General features: G+C 63.5%; 20 protein-coding genes. 6 read left to right on the forward strand and 14 right to left on the reverse strand.

Annotation, left to right across the window (positions count from 1 at the left end; genetic code table 11):
* Positions 1 to 73: 73 nt before the first annotated feature.
* On the reverse strand, positions 74 to 1,447 hold the full coding sequence (gene dnaB / locus WDU96_RS01205) for a replicative DNA helicase (protein ID WP_337336658.1): 1,374 nt from the start codon (positions 1,445 to 1,447) through the stop codon (positions 74 to 76).
* A gap of 477 nt (positions 1,448 to 1,924) precedes the next feature.
* Between dnaB and WDU96_RS01210 the strand changes: the two genes are divergently transcribed.
* The gene (locus WDU96_RS01210; protein ID WP_337336659.1) at positions 1,925 to 3,064 is read left to right on the forward strand and encodes a hypothetical protein; all 1,140 of its coding nucleotides are present in this window, start codon (positions 1,925 to 1,927) and stop codon (positions 3,062 to 3,064) included.
* A 98-nt stretch (positions 3,065 to 3,162) separates the two neighbouring features.
* Entirely contained in the window at positions 3,163 to 5,034 is a 1,872-nt protein-coding gene (locus WDU96_RS01215) for a chaplin family protein (protein ID WP_337336660.1), read from the forward strand.
* Positions 5,035 to 5,266: 232 nt separating this feature from the next.
* On the opposite strand, the gene rplI is transcribed toward WDU96_RS01215, so the two are convergent.
* The 5 genes from rplI to WDU96_RS01240 form a co-directional block, all read right to left on the reverse strand.
* Positions 5,267 to 5,719, reverse strand: a complete 453-nt coding sequence (gene rplI, locus WDU96_RS01220) for a 50S ribosomal protein L9 (protein ID WP_337336661.1) — start codon at positions 5,717 to 5,719, stop codon at positions 5,267 to 5,269.
* Positions 5,720 to 5,729: 10 nt separating this feature from the next.
* A complete protein-coding gene (gene rpsR, locus WDU96_RS01225) occupies positions 5,730 to 5,984 on the reverse strand; it encodes a 30S ribosomal protein S18 (protein WP_337336662.1) in 255 nt (84 codons plus the stop codon).
* Between the two features lie 32 nt (positions 5,985 to 6,016).
* The gene (locus WDU96_RS01230) at positions 6,017 to 6,535 is read right to left on the reverse strand and encodes a single-stranded DNA-binding protein (protein ID WP_337336663.1); all 519 of its coding nucleotides are present in this window, start codon (positions 6,533 to 6,535) and stop codon (positions 6,017 to 6,019) included.
* A 5-nt stretch (positions 6,536 to 6,540) separates the two neighbouring features.
* The gene (gene rpsF / locus WDU96_RS01235) at positions 6,541 to 6,924 is read right to left on the reverse strand and encodes a 30S ribosomal protein S6 (protein WP_337336664.1); all 384 of its coding nucleotides are present in this window, start codon (positions 6,922 to 6,924) and stop codon (positions 6,541 to 6,543) included.
* 145 nt (positions 6,925 to 7,069) lie between these two features.
* Positions 7,070 to 8,272, reverse strand: coding sequence for an acyl-CoA dehydrogenase family protein (locus WDU96_RS01240; protein WP_337336665.1), 1,203 nt, complete (start codon positions 8,270 to 8,272; stop codon positions 7,070 to 7,072).
* A 220-nt stretch (positions 8,273 to 8,492) separates the two neighbouring features.
* Between WDU96_RS01240 and WDU96_RS01245 the strand changes: the two genes are divergently transcribed.
* Together WDU96_RS01245 and WDU96_RS01250 are read left to right on the forward strand one after the other, a co-directional pair.
* A complete protein-coding gene (locus WDU96_RS01245) occupies positions 8,493 to 9,482 on the forward strand; it encodes a hypothetical protein (RefSeq protein WP_337336666.1) in 990 nt (329 codons plus the stop codon).
* Positions 9,479 to 10,672, forward strand: a complete 1,194-nt coding sequence (locus WDU96_RS01250; protein ID WP_337336667.1) for a hypothetical protein — start codon at positions 9,479 to 9,481, stop codon at positions 10,670 to 10,672. The genes WDU96_RS01245 and WDU96_RS01250 overlap by 4 nt, the downstream gene beginning before the upstream one ends.
* 16 nt (positions 10,673 to 10,688) lie before the next feature.
* Here WDU96_RS01250 and WDU96_RS01255 read toward each other — a convergent pair whose 3' ends face one another.
* The 8 genes from WDU96_RS01255 to WDU96_RS01290 form a co-directional block, all read right to left on the reverse strand.
* Positions 10,689 to 11,768, reverse strand: a complete 1,080-nt coding sequence (locus WDU96_RS01255) for a mechanosensitive ion channel family protein (protein ID WP_337336668.1) — start codon at positions 11,766 to 11,768, stop codon at positions 10,689 to 10,691.
* A 107-nt stretch (positions 11,769 to 11,875) separates the two neighbouring features.
* Complete coding sequence (locus WDU96_RS01260) at positions 11,876 to 12,262, reverse strand: DUF779 domain-containing protein (protein WP_337336669.1); 387 nt, start codon at positions 12,260 to 12,262, stop codon at positions 11,876 to 11,878.
* Positions 12,263 to 12,352: 90 nt separating this feature from the next.
* The gene (exaC, locus tag WDU96_RS01265; protein ID WP_337336670.1) at positions 12,353 to 13,903 is read right to left on the reverse strand and encodes an acetaldehyde dehydrogenase ExaC; all 1,551 of its coding nucleotides are present in this window, start codon (positions 13,901 to 13,903) and stop codon (positions 12,353 to 12,355) included.
* Positions 13,904 to 14,005: 102 nt separating this feature from the next.
* Positions 14,006 to 15,358 carry a transcriptional regulator gene (locus tag WDU96_RS01270; RefSeq protein WP_337336671.1) on the reverse strand — a complete coding sequence of 451 codons (1,353 nt, stop codon included), beginning with the start codon at positions 15,356 to 15,358 and terminating at the stop codon, positions 14,006 to 14,008.
* Between the two features lie 78 nt (positions 15,359 to 15,436).
* Positions 15,437 to 16,075, reverse strand: a complete 639-nt coding sequence (locus tag WDU96_RS01275; protein ID WP_337336672.1) for a hypothetical protein — start codon at positions 16,073 to 16,075, stop codon at positions 15,437 to 15,439.
* Positions 16,076 to 16,165: 90 nt separating this feature from the next.
* The gene (locus WDU96_RS01280) at positions 16,166 to 19,264 is read right to left on the reverse strand and encodes a M14 family zinc carboxypeptidase (protein ID WP_337336673.1); all 3,099 of its coding nucleotides are present in this window, start codon (positions 19,262 to 19,264) and stop codon (positions 16,166 to 16,168) included.
* A 136-nt stretch (positions 19,265 to 19,400) separates the two neighbouring features.
* Positions 19,401 to 20,828 (reverse strand): CCA tRNA nucleotidyltransferase, encoded by a 1,428-nt coding sequence (locus tag WDU96_RS01285; RefSeq protein ID WP_337336674.1) that lies wholly within the window; start codon positions 20,826 to 20,828, stop codon positions 19,401 to 19,403.
* A 20-nt stretch (positions 20,829 to 20,848) separates the two neighbouring features.
* Positions 20,849 to 22,375, reverse strand: a complete 1,527-nt coding sequence (locus tag WDU96_RS01290) for a DUF7059 domain-containing protein (protein WP_337336675.1) — start codon at positions 22,373 to 22,375, stop codon at positions 20,849 to 20,851.
* A gap of 111 nt (positions 22,376 to 22,486) precedes the next feature.
* On the opposite strand from WDU96_RS01290, the gene WDU96_RS01295 reads away from it, so the two are divergent.
* Both WDU96_RS01295 and murJ read left to right on the forward strand, forming a co-directional pair.
* Positions 22,487 to 24,733 carry a DUF6049 family protein gene (locus WDU96_RS01295; protein ID WP_337336676.1) on the forward strand — a complete coding sequence of 749 codons (2,247 nt, stop codon included), beginning with the start codon at positions 22,487 to 22,489 and terminating at the stop codon, positions 24,731 to 24,733.
* A complete protein-coding gene (murJ, locus tag WDU96_RS01300) occupies positions 24,730 to 26,343 on the forward strand; it encodes a murein biosynthesis integral membrane protein MurJ (RefSeq protein WP_337336677.1) in 1,614 nt (537 codons plus the stop codon). The genes WDU96_RS01295 and murJ overlap by 4 nt, the downstream gene beginning before the upstream one ends.
* Positions 26,344 to 26,404 lie beyond the last annotated feature (61 nt).

The following is a 26,404-nucleotide window of genomic DNA, read 5'->3' on the forward strand; positions in this document are numbered from 1 at the left end:
CCCGTCTTAGCAGCGGGTTCAGGCACACCCGAGGCGAACGCCGCCATCAGGGTGCGAAGGTGCGAGTGCACATCTACCCGAAGTCGCCCGGGGCCATGTCGGTGAAGCGGGAGAAGTGGCCCTGGAACGCGACGGTGAGTGTGTCGGTGGGTCCGTTGCGGTGCTTGGCGATGATGAGGTCGGCCTCGCCCGCGCGAGGACTGTCTTTCTCGTAGGCCGCTTCGCGATGGAGCAACACCACCATGTCAGCATCCTGCTCGATCGAGCCCGACTCGCGAAGGTCGCTCAGTGCCGGCTTCTTGTCAGAGCGCTGTTCGGCACCACGGTTCAACTGCGAAAGCGCGACGACCGGAACACCGAGCTCCTTAGCGAGCAGCTTCAGTGCACGCGAGAACTCAGACACCTCTTGCTGGCGGGATTCCACTCGCTTACCGCTCGTCATCAGCTGCAAGTAGTCGATGATGACCATCTTCAGACCGACGCGCTGCTTGAGCCGGCGACACTTGGCGCGAATCTCAACCAGCGTCATGTTGGGGGAGTCATCAATGTAGAGCGGTGCATCGTTGATGCGGCCGCGCGTCGACGCGATGGTCGTCCAATCGCGGGAGTCGAGCGTGCCCTTGCGCATCGACTGCAGCGGGATCGATCCCTCGGCACTCATCAAACGCATGGCGATCTCGCTACGGCCCATCTCAAGAGAGAACACGATTGTGGGCATGTTGTTTGCGATTGCTGACGAACGGGCGAAGTCCAGTGCAAGCGTCGACTTACCCATGGCCGGACGAGCGGCGATGATGATCATCTGGCCGGGGTGCAAACCGTTTGTGAGCTGGTCAAGACCCGAGAACCCGGTCGGGATGCCGGTCATCTGACCGTCGCGACCGCGAGCCGCTTCGATCTCTTCAACCGCCGCGTCGACGGCAGTCGTCAGTGGTACGTAGTCTTCGGTCGCTTCAGCACCGTTGACCGAGTAGATCTCGGCCTGTGCGTTGTTGACGAGGTCGAGCGCTTCGCCCTCGCCCGAATACCCCAACTGCACGATACGGGTGCCCGCATCAACGAGACGACGCAACAGAGCCCGCTCAGAGACGATCGACGCGTAGTAGCCGGCGTTGGCCGCTGTCGGGACGATCGAGGTAAGGGTGTGAAGGTAGTCGGCCCCGCCGGCGCGCTGCAGTTCACCGGTCTTGATCAACTCGTCGGTGACGGCGACCACGTCGGTGGGCTCGCCGTGCGAATACAGCGTCAACACGGCCTCGAAGATCAGTTCATGCTTCGGGATGTAGAAGTCCGTGCCGCGCAGGGACTCGATAACGTCAGCGACGGCGTCTTTCGAGAGCAGCATGCCCCCGAGCGTGCTCTGTTCTGCGAGAACGTCGTGGGGCGGCGTGCGCTCAAAGTCTCGGGGCTTGCCGAGGCGATCCTCGGAGATGTCCGCAATCGACATAGGTGCAGCGTCCTCCACATCGACCGGGTAATGGGCAGCCCTCAGCGCGACGTTCGAGAGGGCCGCCCCCAACGCTAAGGACGGGTTCCGACACACGCAACATGGCCTGTGGATAACTATGTGGAAAGCCTGCGCGAAACGCCGCATAGCCTGTGCACAACATCTGTGGATAGATTCGGCTTGAACCGGGGGTTGTGACACTGAAAAGCGGTTTGATCTGGCTTTTGAATTTCCACACCCTGTGGATGACTTGTGGGTTGAAGCAGGACTTGAAGGTTGTGGATGCTAGCGCTCCCTGTGCACAACTTCGCAGCCATCCACTCCCGCGGAATCACGCGAAATGCGCACATTTTTGACTTCCCTCTAGACGCGGTGCGCGCGGATCAGTAGGTTGAGTATTCCAGGCACCCTCGAGCGTTCACCCATCCGGATGAATGCGGCTTTATTTTGTCGACGTGATCAGTCGTAGGAGGTGAAATGGACACTGCAGCTACAAATCGTCTGGGCAATCTGCCCCGATTTGCTCTCATCGGCGCCGGTGTCGCATTCGCCTGGTTGGGGCTCTCCCTCACTCTCGGACTCGGTTCGGCAGGTTCACACGCCGCCGACGGATCTGACGACGAACGCAGCGTTCTGGGCGCCGTCACCGGGTTGGTCGACAAGGCCACCTCCAGCGCGACCACAGCGGGGACAAGCGCCACGACGACTGTCGCCGAGGTCGTCGATGAGGTCGTCAAGAAGGCGCCTGAACCGGTCAAAGCTCCCGTGCAGAAGGTTGCCGAGCCGGTCAAGGCGGTGGCACAGAAGGCCACCGAGCCGGTCGCCGAAGTCGTCAAGAAGGCCGTCGTCGAGAAGGCCACCAAACCCGCCGTCAAGGTCGTCGAAACCGTGACGAAGCCTGTGGCAGTGGTCGTCGAGGCGGTGACGGAACCCGTTGTCGAGACGGTCAAGCAAACTCCGATCGTCGGAGAGATCGTCACCGAGCTGGGCATCGACGATGTCGTCACCGGCCTGGACGACGCGGTGGCCGACGTTCCCAGCGCTCTCACCGACGTGACGCAGACCGTCGACCGCACGCTTGCCGTCACCGTCGATACTGCCCAAACGACCGTCGACGGCGTGTTGCCGACGCAGCCCCCCGCAGGCCCGGGCGTGGTGCTCCCGCCTCTCCCCGGACTTCCCGGGGTCTCGACAACGCCATCTTCGCCTGATGCCGTTCCGGGCGACTCCTCGACTGCGCCGGTCATCGACCCGAACGGAGTCACTTCCGAGCTCGCCGAGGCCACGCTCCTCGCGCGCTTTGCCGACGAGAGGCCCCTGTCGTGGGCGTCAGATGGTGCGCTCGCGGCGCAGTTCCGAGCCGCGGCCGGCCAGGTCGTGGCATCCGTCATCTCTTTCGCTCGTGGCGCGCTCGCGCCCGCAGACTCGCCGTCGACGCCAGGACTCTGCGCGTCGACGGTTTCTTCCGCAGGACCCGGTGGTGCGGGTCCTGGTGCCTGGGCGTTCCTCGCCCTGATTCCTTTCGTCGCACACCGTGCCTGGGTGCGACGCGCTGGACCAGGAGACGAGCACGCGCCGCTGGCACCTGTCGGCAACACCGACGTCTCTCCCGACTGATCACGCCCCTGTCGCGCTTCGCTCCGCGCGACACGCAGCGGCTTTCGCGTGCCTTCGCCGCGCGCACCAATCGATCAGTCTTTGAAGGAGACATCATCATGCGTACTTTCATTTCCCGTGCCCTGCTGGGCACGCTGGTAGCCGGCGGCATCACGCTGTTCGGCGCCACGGTCGCACAGGCGGCCGAAACATCAGGAGAGGACGGCGTCGCCTCGGGCTCGCAAGCCCTCATCGACGTCACCCTCCCGGTGACCGTCAGCGGCAACGCCGCGTCGGTCGTCGGCGACTCCACCTCGCAGCAGGCCGAAGAGCCCGCGAGCGAGTCGGCTTCGCAATCGGCCAGCGCGCCGGCAGCCCAGCCGAACATCGCCGTGACTGACGGACTCGACGGAGTGCTCTCGGGCACGCAGGCCGTCGTGAGCGTCAGCGTTCCCGTCACCGTCGAGAACAACGCGGTATCGGTCGTCGGTGACAGCTCATCCGAATCGGGCCCCGCTGAGGGTTCGGCTACTGAGCCCGCGTCAGCTCCGGCGGCCGAAGCGCAGACCTCAGGCGAAGACGGCGTGCTCTCGGGCACGCAGGCCATCGTCTCGGTCGACGCCCCGATTTCCGTTTCGGGCAACGCCGTCTCTGTCATCGGGGACAGCTCATCCACCGGTGCCACGTCGGGCTCCGGAGCGGATGCTGCTGCCAGCGGCACGGGTTCCGCGACCGACGCCACCACCACCACCAGCGGCGAGGACTCCATCCTCGGCGGCACACAGGTCGTCGCCCCGGTCAATGCACCGGTGAGCGTCACCGGCAACGGCATCTCGGTCATCGGCGACAGTTCATCCTCCGGCGCTACGTCGGGCTCCGGATCGGCTGCTGCTGCCGGCATGGGTTCTGAGGCTGACGGCTCGACCAACGGCGAGGACTCCATCCTCGGCGGCACGCAGGTCGTCGCCCCGGTCACTGCACCGGTGACCGTCACGGGCAACGCCATCTCCGTCATCGGAGACAGCACATCCGCCGGTGCCGCGTCGGGCTCCGGATCGGCTGCTGCTGCCGGCAGCACGGGTTCTGAGGCTGACGGCACTACCAACGGCGAGAGCTCGATTCTCGGCGGAACCCAGGTGATCACACCCGTGGTCGCACCGATCAGCGTGGTCGGCAACGCGATCTCGGTCATCGGCGACAGCGAGTCCACCGGAGCCACGTCGGGCTCGCGATCGGATGCTGCGGCCGGCGTCACCGACGGCTCGACCAGCGGCGAGAATTCGGTGCTCGGCGGAACCCAGGTGATCACACCGATCACGGCACCCGTCAGCGTCATCGGCAACGCGATCTCCGTCATCGGAGACAGCGCCGCCACCGGTGCGATGGGCGACGCTGTAACGGACGGGTCAACCGCGGGAACGACGAGCGGTGCAGGAAGCATCCTCGGCGGTCTTCAGGTGATCGCACCGATCGCGCTGCCTGTCACGATCGGCGCCAACGCCGTTTCGATCATCGGCGACTCCACGGTGACCCCTGGCGCCACCGACGGAACCGACGGAACCGACGGGACAGACGGAACCGACGGGACGGACGGAACCGACGGAACCGACGGAACCGACGGAACCGACGGCACCGACGGCACCGACGGGACAGACGGAACCGACGGGACGGACGGAACCGACGGAACCGACGGAACAGACGGCACCGACGGAACCGATGGAACCAACGGAACCAACGGAACCAACGGAACCAACGGAACCAACGGAACCAACGGAACTGACGCAACCAACGCAACCAACGGAACTGACGCAACCAACGCAACCAACGGCGGCACCGACACCGGCACCACGGTGACCGGCGCGGTGGCGGCATCCCCTGCCACTCCGCTCGCCGTGACCGGAGGAACGGGGGCGCTTCCCGCGCTGCTGACGAGCCTGCTGCTCGTCATGCTCGGCGCGGCGGCACTCGTGTCACGGCGCCGCTCCGCGTGACTCTGACCGCGGAGCCGATGCCAAGCGACTCCGCCTAAGACGTGGGGGAGGGCGACGCAAGCCGCCGCCCTCCCTCACAACTTCCCGTAGGTGGGTCAGGCCGTGCCTGGACTGTTCCACCTACGGGATTCATTGCGCCCGCCGACTGCGCCCGCGGACACGTTAAACGACGAATGCCGCAGACCCGTAGGCCTGCGGCATTCGATTCGATCCGAGGATCGAGGGATCGCTGCTACTTGGCAGCGACCACCTGAAGAGTGATCACAGCGGTGAGGTCGTCGCGAAGACGCACCGTCGCCTCGTGCTCGCCGACAACCTTGATCGCCGACGAGATCTGGATCTTGCGCTTGTCGAGGTCACCGAGACCGGCAGCCTTGACTGCATCGGCTACGTGTCCGGTCTTCACAGAACCGAACAGGCGACCTTCGTTGCCAGCCTTGACCGACAGCTTGACCTTGTTGGACTCAAGGGCATCCTTGAGCGCGACAGCTTCTTCGTGGTCGTGGATCGCACGGGCTTCACGGCCGGCGCGAATCGACGCAACCTGCTTTTCGCCACCGCGGGTCCACGCCACTGCGAAGCCCTGGGGAATGAGGTAGTTGCGGGCGAACCCGCTCTTGACCTCGACTACGTCACCGGCGCTACCAAGCCCGGTGACCTCATTCGTGAGAATCAGCTTTGCCATCGGGTGCTCCTTAGCGGCCAGCGCCGGCGTAAGGCAGGAGCGCCATTTCGCGCGCGTTCTTGATCGCCTTGGCGATCAGACGCTGCTCCTGCACCGAGACACCGGTGATACGACGAGCGCGGATCTTGCCACGCTCTGAGACGAACTTGCGGAGGGTGGCGACATCTTTGTAGTCGATGAGGCCAACGCGGGTCGGCTTTGCCGGGGCTGCGTTCTTCGCGCCCTTCCGCGGCTTGCGGCGGTCGCCGCTTGACTTTCCAGCCATGTTTTTTCCTTACTGAGAAATTGAAATCTGTGTCAAAACGGGGTGTCGTCGCCGTAGGCGCCGGGAGCACTCCATGCATCCGCACCGCTGCTGCCGCTGTTGGCGTTGCCGCCAGCATTTGCAGAACCCGGCGTCGACCACGGCTCGTCGGCAACCTGAGCCTGTCGGCCCTGACCACCGCCGCCACCAGCTGCGCGGGTGACCTGAGCGGTCGCGTAACGCAACGAGGGGCCGATGTCGTCGACTTCGAGTTCGATTGCCGTGCGCTTCTCGCCTTCACGCGTCTCGTAGCTGCGCTGCTTCAGGCGACCGGTCGCGATGACACGGGAACCCTTCGTCAGCGAGCCCGCGACGTGCTCGGCAAACTCGCGCCACACGCTCGCGCGGAGGAACAGCGCTTCGCCGTCCTTCCACTCGTTCGCCTGACGGTCGAAGTTGCGCGGCGTCGATGCGATCGTGAAGTTCGCGACGGGAAGTCCGTTCTGCGTGTAACGCAGTTCGGGATCAGCCGTGAGGTTTCCCACGACGGTGATGATCGTCTCGCCGGCCATCAGCGTTACGCGTCCTGCTTGGCGGCCTTGGCGGGGCGGGCAGCCTTGCGGGCTGCCTTCTCGTCGGCGCGCTGCTTCTCTGACGCGATCATTGCGATAGCTTCCTCGGCGCGAAGCACCTTGGTACGCATGACCTGCTCGTTGAGGCCGAGCTGACGATCGAGTTCGTTCGTCACGTCGCTGGTAGCGGTGAAGTTGACGACGGCGTAAATGCCTTCGTTCTTCTTCTGGATCTCGTATGCCAACCGGCGGCGACCCCAGATGTCAACGTTCTCAATTGAGCCGCCACCATTGGTGATGACCTTGAGGAACTTGTCGAGGTTTGGAGCGACCTGTCGCTCGTCAATCTCGGGGTTCAAAATAACCATGAGCTCGTACTGGTGCGTCACTAACCCACCTCCTTCGGACTAGAACGGCTTCCGGGCATTTCCCGAAAGCAGGAGGGTGTGTTGCACGTGTCGGGGCTTGCGCACGCAGGGGTGCAGCCAGACAACCCTCCTATACTACCGGATGCCCTCTCAGCGGGCGAATCCGTCACGAGAACGCGCCGATGCCGGTCAGGTGTTGACCGAGAATCAGGGTGTGCACCTCGTCGGTGCCTTCATACGTGCGCACCGACTCGAGGTTGGCCGCGTGGCGGATGGGGGAGTGCTGAAGCAAAACGCCGTCGCCGCCGAGAATCGTGCGCGCCTCCCGCGCGATCGCGATGGCCTCACGCACATTGTTGAGCTTGCCCAGTGAGATCTGCGTCGGGGTAAGAGTGCCGGCGTCTTTCGCGCGACCGATGTGCAACGCGAGCAACGCGCCTTTCTGTAGCTCGATGACCATGTTCACGAGCTTCTGCTGGGTGAGCTGGAACGACGCAATTGGCACACCGAACTGCTCGCGAGCCAGCGAGCGACGAAGTGCCGCCTCATAGCTGTCGCGCGCTGCGCCGAGCGCACCCCAAACGATTCCGTAGCGCGCCTCATTGAGGGCTGAGAACGGCCCGCGCAGTCCTTTGGCTTCAGGCAGCAGGGCGGATGCTGCCAGTCGCACCTCATCGAAGTGCAACTCGGTCTGGATCGACGCGCGCATCGATCCTTTTGGTTCGAGCACGGTGGTGTGAAACCCGGGGGCATCGGTCGGCACGATGAAGCCGCGCACGCCGTCGTCGGTCTGCGCCCACACGACAGCGAGCTGCGCAATCGACGCGAGGCCGATCCAGCGCTTAGATCCGTTGAGAATCCAGTCGTCGCCGTCACGCCTGGCGAAGGTCTTCATGCTCGACGGGTCTGAGCCGGCACTCGGTTCAGTGAGACCGAAACTGCCGATCACCTCACCCGCAGCCATGCGCGGCAGCCATTCATTCTTCTGCTCTTCGCTTCCCCACCGGTGAATTGAGCCCATCGCCAGCGATCCCTGCACCGACACGAAGGTGCGAAGCCCCGAGTCGCCCGCTTCAAGCTCCAACGCGGCCAGGCCATATTCGACGGCGGAGCGCCCGGGGCAGCCGTAGCCATCGAGGTGCATGCCCAGCACTCCGAGTTTGCCGAATTCGGGGGCAAGCTCTGCCGGAAAATACGCCCGGTCAAACCAGTCAGCGATGTTCGGGCGTATCTCGGCGTCAACGAACGCTCGCACCCGGTCGCGCGTAGCGCGCTCGTCATCACTGAGCAGCGCATCAAGTCCGAGCACGTCAGAGGCGTCGCGCAGCGCTTCAAGGTTGTCGGGATCTCGCGGGGTCACCGTAGGCATGCGCTCCTCCTCGAACTCGGCGCGCCGTGCAGCCGCGCTCACCTCGATCTTGCCTCACCGCGTCGCTCGCTGCGGGCTGCAACTCGAGTTGCCGCGTGCGCCGCGTGCGTAATTCAGTCTGCACGCTGACAAACCGTTCGAAACCGCGGTCGCTGGCGGCATCGGACACCTTGCAGACTGAATTGCGAACGGCGCACGCGCCCGCCGGTAGCGTGAAGACATGCAATGGACGCCCGATACCTCTGCAGGAGTCTGGCTGCGCGATCGCATCGATGACCCGTGGGCCGCAACGATGCACGACATGGTGCCGCGCGGCTTCGAGTCGTATACCCGCATCTTTCACGGCGCGAGCAAGTCGAAGCCCTTCGACGACGCCTGGCCCGCCCTGCCATATGAGCAGCACCGCGACGCGTGGCAGGCGTTCAGCGCACGCCAGCCAGAGATCGAGACGGTTGCGGCCCGCTGGGGCGACGCTGCGGCGGCTTTTGGCACCCACATGCACGCCAACGCGCAGTGGGGCACGATCGTGCGCGTGCCAGGCACGGATCCGAACCTGTGGGGACAGGTGAACGCGCCCAACGGCTGGCGGTTCGATGCTCCGCCGGTGGGAAAGCTCGACACCGCGCTCGTCAGCGTAGTTGCGGCACTCGCAGCCACGCACACGACCACCCCCGATGACGCGTTCGTAGGCTTGTGGGAGGGCTGGGCCGGGCTGGTCGGAGCCGTGGGCTACGGACCGGCCCGCGGTTTCTATACGATCAACGACGAGACATCCGATAGCAAAAAGGCTCACCGTTGGACGTCTCTTGTCGAGGCCACCCGCAACGGCTGGCTACGCAAAACTTCATGGCAACCAGGGATGCTGTCTGATGAGATCTCACGCGGACCGCGGTTCAGCCTGCTCAATCGCGACTTCGTGCTTTTTCGCAGCGCGCTGGCAGAACTCGCTAACCCAGATTGGGTGCTTTCGGTTCCGTGGCGTGATCGTGAGAGCGAAGCGCACGGTCTCGAGCCGAGTGCCCAGTCGCCGAACATCATCTGGCCCGCCGACCGATCGTGGGTGATTGTGAGCGAAATCGATTGGGATTCGACGATCGTTGCGGGCCCCCACTCCCTTGCGCAAGCATTGCGCGACGACCCCCGACTCGAGACGTTCAGCGTTCGAGAAGGCGCCTCTTTGCAATGGGATGCTGACGGGGTGAACCGATGAGCGCTGCCGCACCACCGCACTATCCGTTCTACACGGCGCCGTTGACTGAGCCCGTCGACGGCAACGCCGCTCGCACGTTTGAGAAGCACCTGAGGGCAAGCGATCGGCTGCCCAAGAAATCCAGCCAAACAGTGATGTTCGTTGTGGTGGGCGTGGTGTTCGCCTTCATGCTGTTTCCGATGTTCGGGGGAGCCCTCATCGCCTTGGGCGGATCCACTGACCCGTTCGCCGCGTTTGTCGAAACAATCACTCTGCTGGCGCCGATCTTGTTCATCGGCATCGCCGCGACGGTTGTCATAGTGATCTTCGTGCGGCGCGGGCCCGCGGGAGCCGTGCGCATGTACCGGCTCGATCGTTTCGCTCGCGCGAACGCGATGACGTATGAACCCCACCTGGCCAATCCCGGACTGCCGGGCATGATCTTCACCCAGGGTTCAGCTCGAGCGTCGAGCGATCTCGTTCGCGGCGATCAACCTCGCTTCGTCGAGTTCGCGAACTATCGCTATACGACTGGATCGGGCAAGAACCGCACCACCCATCAGTGGGGCTATGTCGCTGTCAAACTCGACGTGCCGTTGCCGCACATCGTGCTCGATGCGCTCGGAAACAACGCACTGTTCGGTTCAAACCTGCCTACGTCTTTCGCCAAAGATCAGCGGCTGAGCCTCGAGGGCGACTTCGACCGCTACTTCTCGCTCTACTGCCCGAGCGGCTACGAACGCGATGCGCTGTATCTCTTCACGCCCGACATCATGGCCCGCTTCATCGACAATGCCGCCGCTCTCGACGTTGAAATCGTCGACGATTGGCTGTTTCTCTACGCAAAGCGTGACTTCTCGACCCTCGATGCGGCCACGTGGGCGTGGCTCTTCTCGGTCGTCGGCGCCCTGCTCGACAAACTGGCGCAGTGGGCGCGCTGGCGTGACGATCGATTGAGAATGGATGCTGCAGCAGCCGCCGCACTGACTGCCACCGCTGCGCACGATGCCGCGAGCATGAACACCGGCGCCGCCCATGACGACGTGCCGTTCGCCCCGCCCCTCGACACGCTTCGCCCGCCCCCGGGGGTCGCGGCGCCCGGCAAACGGCTGACACGACGCGGTCCGTGGATCGTGTTCGCTATTGCGGGCGGATTTGTGCTGCTCTGGTTCGTGCAGATGATCGCGGGCGGATTCTTTCTGCTGCAATAGGCCCGCACCGAAGCGATCAGGCTTCGGCTGGCGCCTCAACCGGCGCATCAAAGCGCACACGGCGCAACGGCATGGCGTCGGGAGACTCACGACGCACCCACGCGGCGAGCTGCTCTCGCACCATGCACCGCAGATCCCACAGCGAGCCCGAATCGCGCGCGCTCACGACAATGCGAACTTGCAGCACGCCACCGACCGCGTCAGTGACCTGCACACTCTGAGACTTGCCGTCCCACAGGTCGGTCTCGCCGAGCAGGCGCTCAAGCTCTACCCGCATGTCGTCGACCGATACCCGCCAATCAAGATCGAAGTAGACGGTGCCGAGCAGTTCTTTGCCGTTCTTCGTCCAGTTCTCGAATGGAGTCGTCGTGAAGTAGGTGCAGGGCAGCACAAGGGTGCGCTGGTCCCACAGTTCGAGCACGACGTAGCTGAGGGTGATCTCTTTGATTCGGCCAAACTCGCCCTGAACCACGACAACGTCTCCGACGCGAATCGCCTCGTTGAACGCGAGTTGCACTCCGGCGAAGAGGTTGCTCAGCACCGACTGCGCGGCAAGACCGGCGACGACCGATGCGATTCCGGCCGAAGCCAGCACACTGGCGCCGATCGCACGCACTGAGTCGAACGTCATCAGGATTGCGCCCAGCGCGATCGTGATGATCACCACGATCACAAGGCGGCGAATGATCTGCAACTGCGTGCGGATCTTCTGCGCGGTAGTCGTGTCGCTGTCTTCAAGTCGATAGCGGCGAGAGCCCGAATCGACGAAGAACAAGAAGATCTGTGCGAGCAGCCACGCGCCTGAGATGATGATCGCGATAACGATCGTGTGCACGATTGCTGCATCCCACGACTCATCGATAGGCAGAGCTACGGTCGACACGACCAGAGCAAGCAGAAACAACGTCGTGCGAAACGGCCAGCGAACACGTGCGCTGAGTTCGCTAGGCCAGGTTTTGCGGCGTCCGATCAGCGCGAGGGTGATGGCTGCCGCTACCGAGATTGCGACAACGAAACCCAACAGGATCGCCAGCAGAATCGCCCAGTCTGTCCATGTAGATGCTTCTGCAGCGTCGTCTATCAAGTCGATGTCCACCGGCTCCTCCCTCGTGCCAGATCACCACGCTAGGCAATCCCCCCGGGGGGAACGCAAACTCTCGCGGCGATGCGGAGCAAACCCGAAGGTGCAGTGTCGGCGCCAGTTTAGGCCGGAGCGAGACCGAAATGCCGCAGTTCGGCCTCATTCAGCATCCGGGATCGAACAATGAAGCGCTTGCCCGTGGGCCCCTCGACACTGAAACCGGCGCCTCGGCCGGGCACAACGTCAATCGTCAGATGCGTGTACTTCCAATATTCGAACTGCGCCTCGGAGATGAAGACGTCGATCTGATCGTCGAGGCCGACGTCGAGCGCATCAAGGTGCACGTCGCTCGGACCGGTGATGAACATTCCGACCGGATAGCACATGGGGGCTGAACCGTCGCAGCATCCACCCGATTGGTGAAACATGAGCGGTCCGTGCTTGATGGTGAGTTCGCGAAGCAGCGATGCTGCCGCATCGCTCACTTCGACTCGGTGTTGCGTGGTCATCTCAAGCTCCAAGCTCGATGGCGGTGTCGATCGAAGCTGTGGGTGGCACGACTCCGCCACTCGAACGGAGCCATGCCACCTATGGTCGGTTTAGAAGAACCCCATCGCACCCTCGGAGTACGACACGAGCAGATTCTTCGTCTGCTGGTAGTGGTCGAGCATCTTCAGATGGTTCTCGCGGCCGATGCCTGATTGCTTGTACCCGCCGAACGCTGCGTGCGCGGGGTACTGGTGGTAAGTGTTCGTCCACACGCGCCCGGCTTCGATCTGCCGACCCGCGCGATAGGCGGTGTCGCCCGAGCGGCTCCACACCCCGGCGCCCAGACCGTACAGCGTGTCGTTGGCGGTCGCGATGCCGTCGTCGAAGCTGTCGAAGCTCGTCACCGAGACGACAGGCCCGAAGATCTCTTCCTGGAAGATGCGCATGCTGTTCTGACCTTCGAAGACTGTCGGTGCGAAGTAATAGCCCTCGCTGAGGTCGCCGCCCAGGTCGACCCGCTCACCACCGGCGAGCAGCTTGGCTCCTTCTTGCTTGCCGATGTCGATGTAGCTCATGATCTTTTCGAGCTGGTCGTTCGATGCCTGCGCACCGATCATCGTGGCCGGATCAAGCGGGTTTCCTTGAATGATCTTCGAAACCCTATCGAGCCCGTCACCCAGGAACTGGTCGTACATCGACTTCTGAATCAGTGCGCGCGAGGGGCAGGTGCACACTTCACCCTGGTTGAGCGCGAAGAGCGCGAACCCTTCGAGCGCCTTGTCGTAGTAGTCATCAGCGGTGTTGCGAGCGACATCGTCGAAGAAGACGTTGGCGCTCTTACCGCCGAGTTCGAGAGTGACAGGGATCAGGTTCTGTGACGCGTATTGCATGATCAGGCGCCCGGTCGTGGTTTCGCCCGTGAACGCGATCTTGCGAATGCGCTTGTGCTGCGCGAGCGGAGCGCCCGCCTCGATGCCGAACCCATTGACGATGTTGACGACTCCAGCCGGAAGCAGGTCGCCGATGATGTCGAACAAGAAGAGGATGGATGCTGGCGTCTGCTCGGCAGGCTTCAGCACCACGCAGTTTCCTGCCGCGAGTGCCGGAGCGAGCTTCCACGTGGCCATCAGAATCGGGAAGTTCCACGGAATGATCTGGCCGACCACTCCGAGCGGCTCGTTGAAGTGATACGCGACAGTGTCTTCGTCGATCTGGCTCAGTGAGCCTTCTTGCGCACGCAGCACGCCCGCGAAGTAGCGGAAGTGGTCGACAACGAGGGGGATGTCTGCGGCGAGAGTCTCTCGAACGGGCTTGCCGTTGTCCCAGGTCTCTGCGACCGCGATGGCTTCAAGGTTCGCCTCGATGCGATCAGCGATCTTGTTGAGAATGTTCGCGCGATCAGCCGGTGTCGTGCGCTTCCACGACTCGAATGCTTTCCAGGCGACATCGACAGCACGGTCGATGTCTTCAACAGTGCCGCGGCCAACTTCGGTGAACGGCTTTCCATTGACGGGTGAAAGGTTCTCGAAGTACTCGCCCTTGATCGGCTCAACGAACTCGCCGCCGATGTAGTGGCCGTAACGGGGGCGGTAGTCGGCGACCGCTCCGCGAGTGTTGGGAGCGGCGTAGATGCTCGAAACGCCTTCTTCGACGATGGTCATAGCTGGTCTCCTTCGACGGGTGCGCGACCTCAGTGTCGCGTGGCGTCGACGTTAGGTGACGCAACGTTGCATCGAGTTGCACGGCCCGTCGGGGCCCGCCGGCTAGCGCGATGCCAGTCGCTCGATGCGCGTGACGAGGCCCGCGCGGCGGGGTGAACGAGGCGGAAGCATGGTCAGGCACAGCTGCAGCAGGTCGATGTCGTCTGATCCGCTTTCGGTGTCGGCGAACGCCAGCAGTACGTCGATGGATGCTTCACTCATGAGTGCTTCACGCAGAGCGCTTTGCACGCTTTCGCGAAACTCCTCGACGCCCGGTGCCGTCGAGTGGGGCAGCACTTCGCCTCGATAGGCAGCGAGCGCGACCCGATGCGCACCTCGGTCAAGCAGCGACACCACCTGATGAGCGTCGGTTTCTAACTCGAACCCCAGCCGGTAGGGGCGCGATTGCGGCACGAGAGCCGGTGCTGATCTCTCCAGCACCTTGCGCATGCGCACCATTTCAGCGCGAAGCGTCGAGCCCGCATCTATCTCGCCGTAGACGAGTTCACTGAGCCGTTCCGCCGAGAGTCCCTGGCGATGCACGGCAAGCATCAACAGCAATTCCGCGTGACGCGCCCCAATCTCGAAGATCGTCTCGGTACCTTCAGTCCGCGTGCCTTCAGACTGCGTGCCTTCGCTGGACACCTCCAGCATCGCGCGGTCGCGCCCAAGTACCCGCAGCGTGGCGCGAGCGGCGGGCATTCGTCGCGATCTCTTTCTTGCTGGCGCCTCTGCCGAGCGTTTTCTGAGGCGAGCGACGAGCAACTCCCCCTCGACAGCACGTGCGGTCGCATCCACCAGCAGCTGCGCCTGCGGGGCGGCAGCCTCGGAGCCGCCGGTGACATCGATCACACCCAGAAGGCGGCGGGTCTCAGGGTCATGCACGGGCGCTGCGGTGCACGACCATGGCTGCACGAGCCGGTTGTAGTGCTCGGCGCCATGAATCTGCACCGAGCGATCGAGCGCGAGTGCCGTACCCGGTGCCGAGGTACCTACGGCTTCTTCTGACCAGTTGGCGCCCGCGACGAAACCCATCTCGCCGGTGAGCGCGCGAATGTGACGGTCGCCCTCTACCCACAGCAATCGACCCGCCGCGTCGCCGACAGCGACGACGACGCCAGATTCGGCCGGGTCGCCCGGCAGAAGCAGTGCGCGCACCATCTCCATCACATCAGCGAGCGGGTGCGCTCGGCGGTACGCTTCGATCTCGTTCGCATGCACGTCGAGCGGAGGCAGGCCCTCGGCGCCGACGAGGCTCTCGAGCGAACGCCGCCACGAGTCCCGCACCATCGGCCGAACATCCAGCAGCCGCTGATCTGCGGCGTTGCCAGCAACCAACTCTTCGTGCGCGCGCTCGATGAGCAGCCGCGAGGTCTCAGGTGAAACCTCACGACGGGATGACCACGGCGTTGACATCGGACTCCGGTCGACGTTGAGGAGCGTGCGCCAATTCTATGGCGTGCGCGGCTGCACCGGTTGGGTCGATCGAGTAGATCAGTCGAGCTGGCGAACGACCGATACCGAGACGCTCGTATTGCCGGCCTCGCCCCGCACCGTCAGGGTGAACAACTGCTCCTGCGCGAAGCACTCGTACTCGAGCCCGGTGTAGCTCGACGAATTGACCGCAACCTGCTCGAACGGCTGCACTGAGGCATCGTTGGTTCCTTCGGCGATCCACGCCACTTCGGCATCGCTCGTTGACCAGCTGAACGTGAGGGCCACCGTACTCGCCCGGTCGTCGGCGCACACAGCAGTCTCGGGCGACACCGTGAAGGAGTTGATGACAGCGGTTGCGGCGTCGGGCTCGGCGGGTGGAGCGGATTCAGTTGCGCCTTCGTCGGATTCTTCTGCAGCCGCAGTCGCGGTCGACTCCGGCGCCACGCTCGTGGTGGTCGTCGGCGTGGCGATGGGTGTTTCCGACGGGGTGACGCTGGGGGTTGGGCCAGCAACAGGTTCGCTCGGCCCGGGCAAGAACGCCCAGATACCGAGAACCAACCCGACGACGATCAGAACACCCCCGCCGATGAACAGCGCTAGCCGGCGTCGCTGTGGCGGAGCAACGGCTTCTTCAGAATCGCCGATGACGACGTCGGCACCAGCATCCCGCTCGTGTGAGGGGTTGTCGTCGGTCATCGTCATCCTTGTCGTGCGTGGAGCTCTCGCTGCACAGGTGAGCCTAGGGCAGCGAGGGGGCCGCCGAGGCGACCCCCTCGCTGCTGTGCGCTAGATCTGGCGCGCGGTACGTGCTCGTGCGAGCATCGCGATTCCGGCACCGAGCAGCAGGATCGACATCGCCCCCAACACGAGACGAGAGGTGTCACCGCCACCGGTCACCGCGAGGTCACCACTGTCACCGCTGGATGCGGTGGCTGGTGTCTCGGTGGCAATCGGAGTTGCCGAGGCCGTGGCCGAAGCTGTCGGCTCCGCGGTGGGCGTCGGTTCGACAACCGCAGTGGCGACGCTCAGGTCGTCCCAGCCGAGCAGCGCTCCCTGGTCATCGACAACGGCGATCTTGTGCTCACCGAGAGCAGCATCCGCGGGGATCATGACCTCGAACTCACCGCCGACGACCTCGAACTCACCGAGTTCGATCGGGTCTGAGAACATCAGCACCGAAACAGTGCCGTCGCCCCCCTCTCCCATCGTGACCGGGATGGTCTCGCCGGGCTCCGCGCTGTCGGGGATGCTGACGGTGCCGCGCGTTTCGTCGGTGAGGTCTTCTTCGATTACTGCCCCAGGAGGCGTCACGCTCTCGCCCTCGGCTGCTGCCCAGAAGATCGCCCGTGCGACGTCGCTGAACGCGCCGACCGGGTGGTTGCGGAAGGTCGGCGAGCTACCGAGCACGAAGGCGCGGCTTCCAGACTCGCCGACTGCCGAGAAGGCAGCGGGCTGGGCGGCTGCGTCGGACTGCGCCCGACCCGAAGTGGCGGCTGACCAGTGACCTGAGATAAACGGGTCTTCGGTTGCATATGTCTGCTCGACAGTCGTGTTCTCGCCGAGTTCGGTAAACCAGACGAACGGGTAGCCGAAGGCGGTGTCTTGTGGATAGTCCCCCAGCACACCGTCTGCGACGGTGTCGACGCTGGCGATTCCGTTTGATCCGCTGGCTCCGCTCACTGACGAGACCGCTGCGATTCCGAAGGCGTTCACGAACGTCGCTCCTGCGGACTCGAGACCGACCACCGGCTTGCCCTCGGCGATGTATGCCTCCACAGCGGCAATGCCGTCTGCTTGCGACGTGCTGTTGAAGTTCAGGTTCGATCCAACAAACAGCAGGTCGATCTCGGTCAGGTCAACCTCACCCGAAGTGATCGTGCCCGTGGTCACCGGCACGATGTCATCGAAGCCCAGTTTGGTAAGCGCGTCACGGTCGTCGCTGTTGCTCGCGTAGCCGATGCGCACACTGCTCAACGCGGTGCTCTCGCCATCGCGCAATGCACGTCCGTCGTTTGCGGTGAAGTCCACACCGAACAGTGCTGCCGCAGAAGCAGCCGCCGCATAGCTGGCCTCATCATTGCCCACGATCACGGTGCCATCGGGAATCTGAGACAGCGCGATTCCCTCCTCCAGCAGTTCGTTGATCGCCACATAGTCAGCGACGCCACGCGGCTCGAATGCAAGGTAGGTGCCGGCAGCGGGTACTGAGCCCGTGAGTTCTGCCTCAGTGATCATTTCAAGGGCTGTGGTGGGCGCAGCATCCGTCGTCGTTCCGAGCACGTCTACATCCGCACCCCACAGCAGCGCCAGGCTCCAGGCGGAAATGTCATACATGCGCCCGATGCGATCGGTGATGTCGGTGCCCTCGTCGAGCAAGGCGTTCGCGAGACCGCGCAGGGGCTGGTGCATGTCGACGTAGTACGACCCAGCCGGATACGTGACCCCATCAAATGAGAACTCTTCGGTGGTCTTCGACACATCGATGTTGTTCACCAGCAGCTGCTGAACCAGTGTCTGCGCATCAGACTCCGAGCGCTGCGAATCACCCATCGGGATCACGTAGGCACGCGGAAAGTCTGCGGTGTAAACGTCGGTCTCGTCCCAGATCTCCACCCATTCGGTTGGCACACCCTCTGCGAGGTCTGCCTCGGTGATGTCAGCGGGAATCTCAACGCTCGGCTCACCAGCAACCCCGCGGCGGAAGATCTCGATCTGGTTGTCGAGTAGCGCATCGCGGTTCTCGCCGACGTAGTCGACGACCGTGTTGATGACGATCTCAGCAACTTCGATGTTGATCACCGCGCGTTCCGCGTTGATGGGGTTGGTTGAGTCGCGATCGCGACCGAGCGGTAGCTCTACCGTGTTGGTGATCGCGCCCTGGAAGGCGACGTACTGGGGTGCGAAGATCGGGGGCCAGTCATCCCATCCTTCGCGAATATCGCGGTATGGAATCTTGATCTTGCCGGTGTTCTCTTCGGTCGGTCGACCATCGGCGCCCAAGTAGGTGTTGCCCTCGATATCAGCGGTCACAACGGCTTCTTCGATCTCGAGCGCAGTCGCGTAAGCGTGGGGAAGGAACAGATCGTACTCGTAGCTCTCGCCGTGGGGCGGCCCGCAAGGCTCGATCTGAAGAACACTCGTGTAGCCGTGGATGTCGATGAAGTACGTCGGCTGAATGATGCTCGCCAGGTCGCGCACGATCGCCGACTCAGCGGTCGCGCCAGTCACGAAATCGCGGTTCGCGTCGTAGCCGGTCGCCGTTGCACGCTGTCCGAGCGCGCGTCCGTCCGGGTTGTTCGTCACGGTGAAGTAGAGACGGTTCGCGGAAACGAGGTCGGCAACAGCAGGGTCGTCGCTCGTTGCGAGTTCCTCGATGTAGTTCAGCGTCGCGTCAGTTCCCTCCCATTCGTTGCCGTGGATGTTTCCGTTGAACCAGATCGGGGTTTTGTACCCGGCCTGCAGCGCCTCATCGGCGAGCGCGCTTTCAGCGTCGTACTTAATCGTGTCGCGCCACTCCAGCTGCTGCGCTGTTTCAGCAGCCGTCTCTGGGCTCGTGACCGTGACCATGTACACGTCACGCCCCTGATCGGACTTGCCCACAACCTGCGCCGAAACACGGTCGCTCGTTGCCATCAGGTTGTTGATGAACGGGGCGATCTCGTCGTAGGGGATCGTGCCGCGGTCGATGGATGCGTCGGTCTCAAGGTCAGGAAAGACGTCCAACGTCGGCTGAATGGGGTAGCTGTCGGGCATGTCGATATACGGCGACATCGGGCGAACGATCTCGAGCTCGGGGGTCTCGATATCAGCGACTGCGACAGGGGCGACGATAAGTCCTGTCGCCACCACTGCCGCGCAACTGACACTCGCTAGTAGGCGTTTCACGAATTTTCTCCAGGGTGAACGATCAAGCGGCACGACGGTGGAGCGCAAGTCTTACCGCGGAAAAGATACTCGTCAAAGATCCGACGAATATCGTGGGTTGCCGCTAAATGTAGAGAGGTTATGTTTCAGCTGTGTGTCAGCTGCGAGAAGTCCACCATTCGAGGAGCCGGCGCTCCGCCTCAACCGCGCCGAGCACGCCCTCGTCGAGGCGGAGATCGAGCAGAAAGCGATATGCCTCGCCCACGTCTCGCCCCGGACCGATGCCCAGAATCTCTTGAATGCGGTTGCCGTCGAGGTCGGGACGCATCGAGGCGAGTTCTTCCTCGTCGGCGAGCTCGGCGATGCGGCGCTCAATGTCGTCGTATGCCCGCGCGAGTCGCGACGCTTTCCGCTTGTTGCGGGTGGTGACGTCGGCGCGGGTGAGTATGTGCAGCCGTTCCAGCTCCGGCCCGGCATCCCGCACATAGCGTCGTACGGCCGAGTCGCTCCAGGCACCTTCGGCGTAGCCGAAGAAGCGCAGATGCAGCTCGATCAGCTTCGCCACCGAGTCGATCGTCGCCGCGTCAAAACGCAGCGCCTTCATTCGCTTCTGTGCCATGCGTGCACCGCGAATGTCGTGGTGATGAAAGGTCACACCGCCACCCGGTTCAAGTTTGCGGGTCGATGGTTTTCCGATGTCGTGCAGCAGCGCAGCGATTCGCAACGGGATGTCGGGCGGCGAATCAGGGTGTCGCTCACGATCCAGTTCAATCGCCTGCTGCAAGACAGTCAGCGAGTGCTCGTAGACGTCCTTGTGATGATGATGCTCATCAACCTCGAGTCGCAGCGACGGCACTTCGGGCAAGAACTCGTGCATGAGAGCGGTGTCGACGAGAAGCCTGATGCCTCGCACCGGATCGTCCGCGTGCATGAGCTTTACCAGTTCGCCTTGAATACGTTCGGGGCTGACGATACTCAGCGTCTCGCGAAGCTCAGCCATGGCCTCGAGCGTCTCTGGCGCGACCGTGAACTCTAGCTGCGAGGCGAAGCGTGCGGCCCGCAGCATTCGCAACGGGTCATCGCCGAAACTGACACTCGCTTTTGTGGGAGTGCGAAGGCGTTCGCCGAGCAGGTCTTCGACCCCGCCCGTGGGGTCGATCAATGTCTGAGCGGGCACACGCAACGCCATCGCGTTGACGGTGAAATCGCGGCGCACCAGATCGCCGTCAAGGTCGTCGCCAAACTCAACGGTGGGCTTTCGGGTGACGCCGTCGTAGCTGTCGGCGCGATAGGTGGTGATCTCTACTTGTTCGCCCAGCACCTTCGCGCCGATCGTGCCGAATGCACGACCGATGTCCCATTGCGTCGTGCTGACCGGGGTGACGATCCGCAGAATGTCGTCGGGACGAGCGTTCGTGGTGAAATCGAGGTCGTTCGTCGCCCGATCCAGCAATGCATCACGTACCGGTCCACCGACAATCGCGAGCTCGAAACCGGCGGCATCGAACGCGCGCGCCAGGGTCGAAACAACGGGAGACTCAGCGAGCGCGCCGAGGCGCGCCACGCCCTCGGCCATATTGAGCATGCGTCAAGCCTACCGAGCCGCTACGGTGTGTTCAGATTCAAGAAGCCCATAACCGCCAACTCCCGCACTCGCGGAATCAGGTCGGCACGCAATGCGGCAGCATCCACTTCGAGCAACTGGGCGATTGCGTCGATGAGCACGCCGGCTGCGAGGTCACCGTCACACGCACCCACGAGCGCGGCGAGGCCAGAGTCAACGTTGAGCGATCGGCCAAAGCCACCACCCTGCCGAAGTTCGATGATCGTCGGATCTTCTTCACCGGGCAGGTGGTGACGTGCCTCGGTGACGTCGGGCGCAACCGTGAAAACCGATGCGGCGACACCCTCGGCATCAAGCTCATGAAGTCGGTCATGGGTTTCAAGGGCTTCGGCTAGGTGCACGCCCAAGCTGTCTGCCACGAGCGCCTGGTGCAGCTTCTCATAGCGAGCGAGTGTGGGCGGTCCCGACAGCGGGCGACGCAGCAGCAGATAGCCGAAGCCCACCGCGCTCACCTTGCGGCTGGCGAAGTCGTCGAGCCACGCGTCGATCAGATCGGCAAAGCGCGCGGTGCCGGGCAGTGTGCCGCCATCGCGAACCCACAGTTCCGCGTACGCGAGCGGGTCAACGCTTTCGCGCTCAACTATCCAGGCATCGAGGGGCACCGCAGATGATTGCACCCACTCGCGAACTCGATCAAGACCGTCAACGCCATCTCGGGACTCCCAGTTGCCCAGAAGCTGGGCAACTCCGCCCGGCACCAGATGCTCGCCAACTCCGGTGACGAAGGCTGACACGAGATCATCGCCGACCATCCCGCCGTCACGATACTCATAGGCAGGCACCTCAGCCGAGCGTGGTGTGATGACGAACGGCGGGTTCGACACGATCCGGTCGAAAGCCTCGCCGGCCACCGGATCGAAAAGACTCCCCGACCGGGTTTCGATCGCATCGACACCGTTGATGAGGGCATTGAGGCGCGTGAACCACAGCGCTCTGTCAGAGACATCGGTGGCAATGGTGTGGGCCACGTTGCGTCGTGCGCGAAGCGCTTGGATTCCGCACCCTGCGCCAATGTCGAGCCCTCGCGCCGCCGGCGTCGGCAACTGCAACGCGGCAAGAGTCAGCGATGCTCGGCCGACACCCAGCACGTGCTGTTCGGGTAGCGGGCCACCCAAGGCGGCCTCGTTGAGGTCGCTCGCAATCCACCATTCGCCCGCGCCCATCGCGTCGGCGTAGGAGTGCGGACGCACAACCGCAGCCGGTGTGACGACCGCGGCGTGCTGGGTTGCGATTCGTAGCTGCACCAGTCCCTCAGTCCCGACGCCCGGAAGGGCCTTCGAGACGGATGCTGCGGGTTGCGCAAGGCCCAGCACAAGCAGCCGGGCTAGCACAGCGAGGGCATCGTCGCGGTCGCCGAGCGCACGAGCGGCGGGACCACGCAGCCCGCGAGCAATCGCGTCGTCGGCGGGGGCTCCCCAGGCGTCTTTCAACGCCGAGGCCGTGAAACCTGCGGCGCTCAGATCGGCCGCGAAGGTCTCGCAGAGCAGTGGGTCGGGTTCGTGAAGCATCCGTCTATTCAACCGCGCTCCCGGTGAGGCTGGGGAGCCTCAAAGCTTCATCACCGTAGAATCGCAGTCGATCGTGCGGTTCGGATATCGCACAGGAGCACACCTCACAGCATGACTGTCACCACATCTGGAAAGCCCGCGCGTCGCGGCGCACTCAGTGCACGCTTCGCCGCGGGGTTCGTAGCGATGCTTCTGGGTGGGTCGGTCGCGATAGCCGCCCCTGCCGTCGCAGCAACGCCAGAGCCAACTCCAACGCCTATGCCCACTCCCGAGATTCCACCAGGCACGACAGCATTCACGCTGTCGCCAGTGGCTTCGGGAATCGTCTACCCGGGCGACAGCCTCACCGTTTCAGTAACGCTCCAGAATGCGACCAGTCTCCCGACCGACCCGGTCGAGGTGACCCTTGAGCTCGGCGACCAGCCGATCACCGACCGGCGCTCTCTCACGTCATGGCTCGATGGATCTAGCACCAACCTCGAGACATCGCCCGTAGCCACCACGACGCTAGAAAGCGTGCAGGCGCAAAGCGAGTACTCGCAGGGAATGCTCGTCGACGCCGACGATTCCTCGATGCTCGATCTCGCGAGTGGCATCTATCCACTGGTGGCGACATACGAAGACGACGAAGAAGTCCGCTCCACCAGCGTGATGATCATCCCGAACGATTCAGCCGACGCAGGCACAGCCATCGGCGTGATCGTGCCCGTCACCGCACCCTCGCTCACCGGGGGTCTGCTCACTTCGAACGAGTTGGCAGAGCTGACCTCGGCCAATGGCTCGCTCTCCAACCAGCTGAAAGCTGTTGAAGGCACGCCAGCCATCCTGGCCATCGATCCGGCCATCGTTGCCGCGATCCGCGTGCTTGGCACCGCCGCGCCAGAGTCTGCCGTCGAGTGGCTGAACAACCTGCTGGCGTTGCCGAACTCACGCTTCGCCTTGCAGTTCGGTGACGCAGACGTCGCCGTGCAGATTGAAGCCGGCCTGTCTGAACCGCTAGCGGCCACAACGCTGACGCCATACATGTCAGAGCAGGATTTTTTGAGTCAAGGTGAAGAGCCCGTCAGCGCAACGCCGAGCGCAACCCCGACCCCGACCCCAACCCCAACCCCAACCACCGACACCGACACCGACACCGACACCGACACCGACACCGACCCTTTGCTACCTGATCTGTCGGCCCTGCTCGACATCGGCGCGGGCAGTTCGGGTATCTATTGGCCTGCACCGAATTCGCTCGACGACGACACCCTCGAAACCCTTGGTGCGGTCATGATCGACGACGTGGCTTCGGTGACGCTGCTGAGCTCTGACGAAACCGCGGCCGGTGCCGCGGGGGCAACAGTGGGCGCCCGCGTGGGCATCGACGATGCCGACGCCCTCGCGTACGACACCGAGATCTCAACTGCGTTGCATGCGGCATCGTTGCAAGACAACTCGGCGCTGCGCAGCGCCGAGTTGACGGCGGCAACCGCGCAGTTGATGCTTGCCGGTGCCAACGCGGGCGGGGCGGCACTGCTTGTCACCGTAGACCGCGATTCCGATCGATCCAGCGTGGCACTGCGCACCGCGATCCTGGCTGCAGCTGAAGCTCCCGGCTTCACCGCAACCGACCTCACCGCCCTGATCGATGCGAGCGAGCGCCGGATGCAATTGGTTGAGGCTGAAGAAGAGCCCGAGCGCGTAGCCGAGGCTAAGGCGCTGCTCGAAGACGAGACCGAGATCAACCGATTCGCGAGCATTCTTGAAGACCCCACGTTGCTCACCGGACCCGAGCGAGCCGAGCTGCTGCAGCTGCTGAGCGTCTCGTGGATAGGAAATCGCGGGTGGAGCAGAGAAGTCGACGCTCACCGTGAACAGACCGACACGACGCTCGACTCCGTCGCCCTGTTGCCGAGCAGCACCATCAACTTGCTCGGCGCCGGCGCCGGACTCGGATTCTGGGTGCGCAACGATCTGCCGTATCCGGTAGAGCTCGTGCTTTACACCTCTCCCGATGATCTGCGCCTTGACGTGCAACGCGCCACGCCTGTCGTTGCGACCGCGTCGAGCAATACTCGCGTCGAGGTTCCCGTGCAGGCGCGGGTAGCAAATGGCGAGGTGACACTGACACTCCAGCTGCGCAGCCGCACGAACGTCGCTATCGGCGATGCCGAATATGTTCAGGTCAATGTGCGCGCCGAATGGGAAGCATTCGGCATCGGTGCCCTCGCCGTCGTGGTCGGGGGGCTGCTGATCGTGGGTGTCATTCGCACGGTGCAACGCACCCGGGCTTCGGCAACCAATCAACCAGAGCCTGAAGCGGCCGCGAGTGAGTTGGCATCAGACGAAGCACCCGATCGCAAGGACGACGAGTGAGCGGGATCGGGCGCGCGAGTGTCCTGATCGGCGCGGGCACCGTCGTCTCACGATTGACAGGTTTCGTTCGCTCGGCTGTGCTCGTTGCTGCTGTGGGCTCGGTCTCGGAGGCCGCTGACGCTTTCGGGGTGGCGAACCAGCTGCCCAACAACATCTATGCCATTGTCGCGACCGGTCTGGTCGCCGCCGTGATTGTGCCGCAGATCGTTCGTGCCTCGCGCGATGCCGACGGCGGCCAGAGCTTCATATCGAAGCTCATGACGCTCGGAGCCGTGGCGCTGCTCGTTGTCACCGTCATTGCGACGGCGGCTGCCCCACTGCTCGTGCAGATCTACGCCCCGGGGTTCGCGCCCGACCAGCTCGCCCTCGCGACAGCTTTCGCCTACTGGTGCCTGCCGCAGATCTTGTTCTACGGCATGTATGCCCTGCTCGGCGAAACCCTCAACGCCCGCAGGGTGTTCGGGCCTTACACCTGGGCTCCGATCATCAACAACGTTGTGTCTATTGCGGGTTTCGTGGCGTTCATCGTGGTGTTCGGCGGCGATCAGACCGCGGTGGCTGTCTGGACGCCACAGATGATTGCCCTTCTCGCGGGAACCGCAACCCTCAGCGTCGTTGCGCAGTCAGTCGTTCTCGCGATGTTCTGGCGCCGCGCCGGTCTTCGTCTGCGCCCCGACTTCCACTGGCGCGGCATCGGTCTGCGTCATCTGGGACGCCTGGCTGGGTGGACCTTTCTGATGGTCATCGTGGGTCAACTGGCTGGGCTCATGCAGTCACGTGTGTTGTCGCTGGCGTCGGGCGTCGGTCCGTCCAACTTCGCCTCGGGCAACGCCTGGCTGCTGTTCATGCTGCCGTATTCGATCATCGTGCTCTCGATCGGTACGCCGTACTTCACCCAGCTCAGCGAACATGCCAAGGCCGGTCGTGACGACGAGGTGCGCGCTGACATTCCGCGCAGCATCCGCACCCTGGGACTGTTCATCGTGATTGCGACCGCCGCGCTGGCTGTGGCCTCGGTTCCCGCCTCACGCATCCTGACGAACAGTCGTGAAGATGCCGTAGACGCAGGTTCGCTGCTCAATGCCTTTCTGATCAGTCTCATTCCTCTCGCCGTGCTGTTCGTCATTCAGCGCACCTTCTACGCCTACGACGACACCCGCACGCCGTTCGTCTTCACGGTGATCCAAGCATCGCTCGTCGTTGTCGCCGCGCTCGTTGCCCGCCAACTGGCGATCGATGAGGTGATCCCCCTCACTTTGCTTGCTGCGGCGGTTGCGCTGGGTCAGTCGTGTGCAACGGTGATTCAGGTGATCATTGCCACATGGCTGTTGCGCCGACGCCTCGGTGATATTGGAATTCGATCATGGATGCTGGCGCTTGTTCGATTCGCGCTGGCAGCGGTGCCCGCAGCGATCGTTTCGTGGCTCGTGTACCAGTGGAGTGGCGGAGTTGACGGCTGGATGGTTTCTAGCCAGCTGATGGGCGCCGTCGGCTCCGCGGTGTTGTGTGTGGTCGCACTGGTTGTCTACATTCCCGCGCTCGCGATCCTTCGCGCTCCGGAACTCGGCCCAGCCATGACGATGCTTAAGCGGTTCTTGCCCAGCCGTTGATCTGCCGTTCATGAAGTTAAGTCTTCATATAGGCATCCCTGCCCCGTTCGAGTGACTGGCT

Source organism: Microbacterium marmarense, from assembly GCF_037204165.1.
Taxonomy (GTDB): domain Bacteria; phylum Actinomycetota; class Actinomycetes; order Actinomycetales; family Microbacteriaceae; genus Microbacterium; species Microbacterium marmarense.

What these genes read in the sequence shown, in the direction of transcription:
- rpsR (WP_337336662.1), bottom strand. Translation starts at nt 5,984, where the DNA reads ATGGCTGGAAAGTCAAGCGGCGACCGCCGCAAGCCGCGGAAGGGCGCG.
- dnaB (WP_337336658.1), bottom strand. Translation starts at nt 1,447, where the DNA reads ATGTCGATTGCGGACATCTCCGAGGATCGCCTCGGCAAGCCCCGAGAC.
- WDU96_RS01245 (WP_337336666.1), top strand. Translation starts at nt 8,493, where the DNA reads ATGCAATGGACGCCCGATACCTCTGCAGGAGTCTGGCTGCGCGATCGC.
- WDU96_RS01275 (WP_337336672.1), bottom strand. Translation starts at nt 16,075, where the DNA reads ATGACCGACGACAACCCCTCACACGAGCGGGATGCTGGTGCCGACGTC.
- WDU96_RS01215 (WP_337336660.1), top strand. Translation starts at nt 3,163, where the DNA reads ATGCGTACTTTCATTTCCCGTGCCCTGCTGGGCACGCTGGTAGCCGGC.
- WDU96_RS01210 (WP_337336659.1), top strand. Translation starts at nt 1,925, where the DNA reads ATGGACACTGCAGCTACAAATCGTCTGGGCAATCTGCCCCGATTTGCT.
- WDU96_RS01240 (WP_337336665.1), bottom strand. Translation starts at nt 8,272, where the DNA reads ATGCCTACGGTGACCCCGCGAGATCCCGACAACCTTGAAGCGCTGCGC.
- rplI (WP_337336661.1), bottom strand. Translation starts at nt 5,719, where the DNA reads ATGGCAAAGCTGATTCTCACGAATGAGGTCACCGGGCTTGGTAGCGCC.
- WDU96_RS01270 (WP_337336671.1), bottom strand. Translation starts at nt 15,358, where the DNA reads ATGTCAACGCCGTGGTCATCCCGTCGTGAGGTTTCACCTGAGACCTCG.
- exaC (WP_337336670.1), bottom strand. Translation starts at nt 13,903, where the DNA reads ATGACCATCGTCGAAGAAGGCGTTTCGAGCATCTACGCCGCTCCCAAC.
- WDU96_RS01295 (WP_337336676.1), top strand. Translation starts at nt 22,487, where the DNA reads ATGACTGTCACCACATCTGGAAAGCCCGCGCGTCGCGGCGCACTCAGT.
- WDU96_RS01230 (WP_337336663.1), bottom strand. Translation starts at nt 6,535, where the DNA reads ATGGCCGGCGAGACGATCATCACCGTCGTGGGAAACCTCACGGCTGAT.
- WDU96_RS01285 (WP_337336674.1), bottom strand. Translation starts at nt 20,828, where the DNA reads ATGCTCAATATGGCCGAGGGCGTGGCGCGCCTCGGCGCGCTCGCTGAG.
- WDU96_RS01290 (WP_337336675.1), bottom strand. Translation starts at nt 22,375, where the DNA reads ATGCTTCACGAACCCGACCCACTGCTCTGCGAGACCTTCGCGGCCGAT.
- WDU96_RS01260 (WP_337336669.1), bottom strand. Translation starts at nt 12,262, where the DNA reads ATGACCACGCAACACCGAGTCGAAGTGAGCGATGCGGCAGCATCGCTG.
- WDU96_RS01250 (WP_337336667.1), top strand. Translation starts at nt 9,479, where the DNA reads ATGAGCGCTGCCGCACCACCGCACTATCCGTTCTACACGGCGCCGTTG.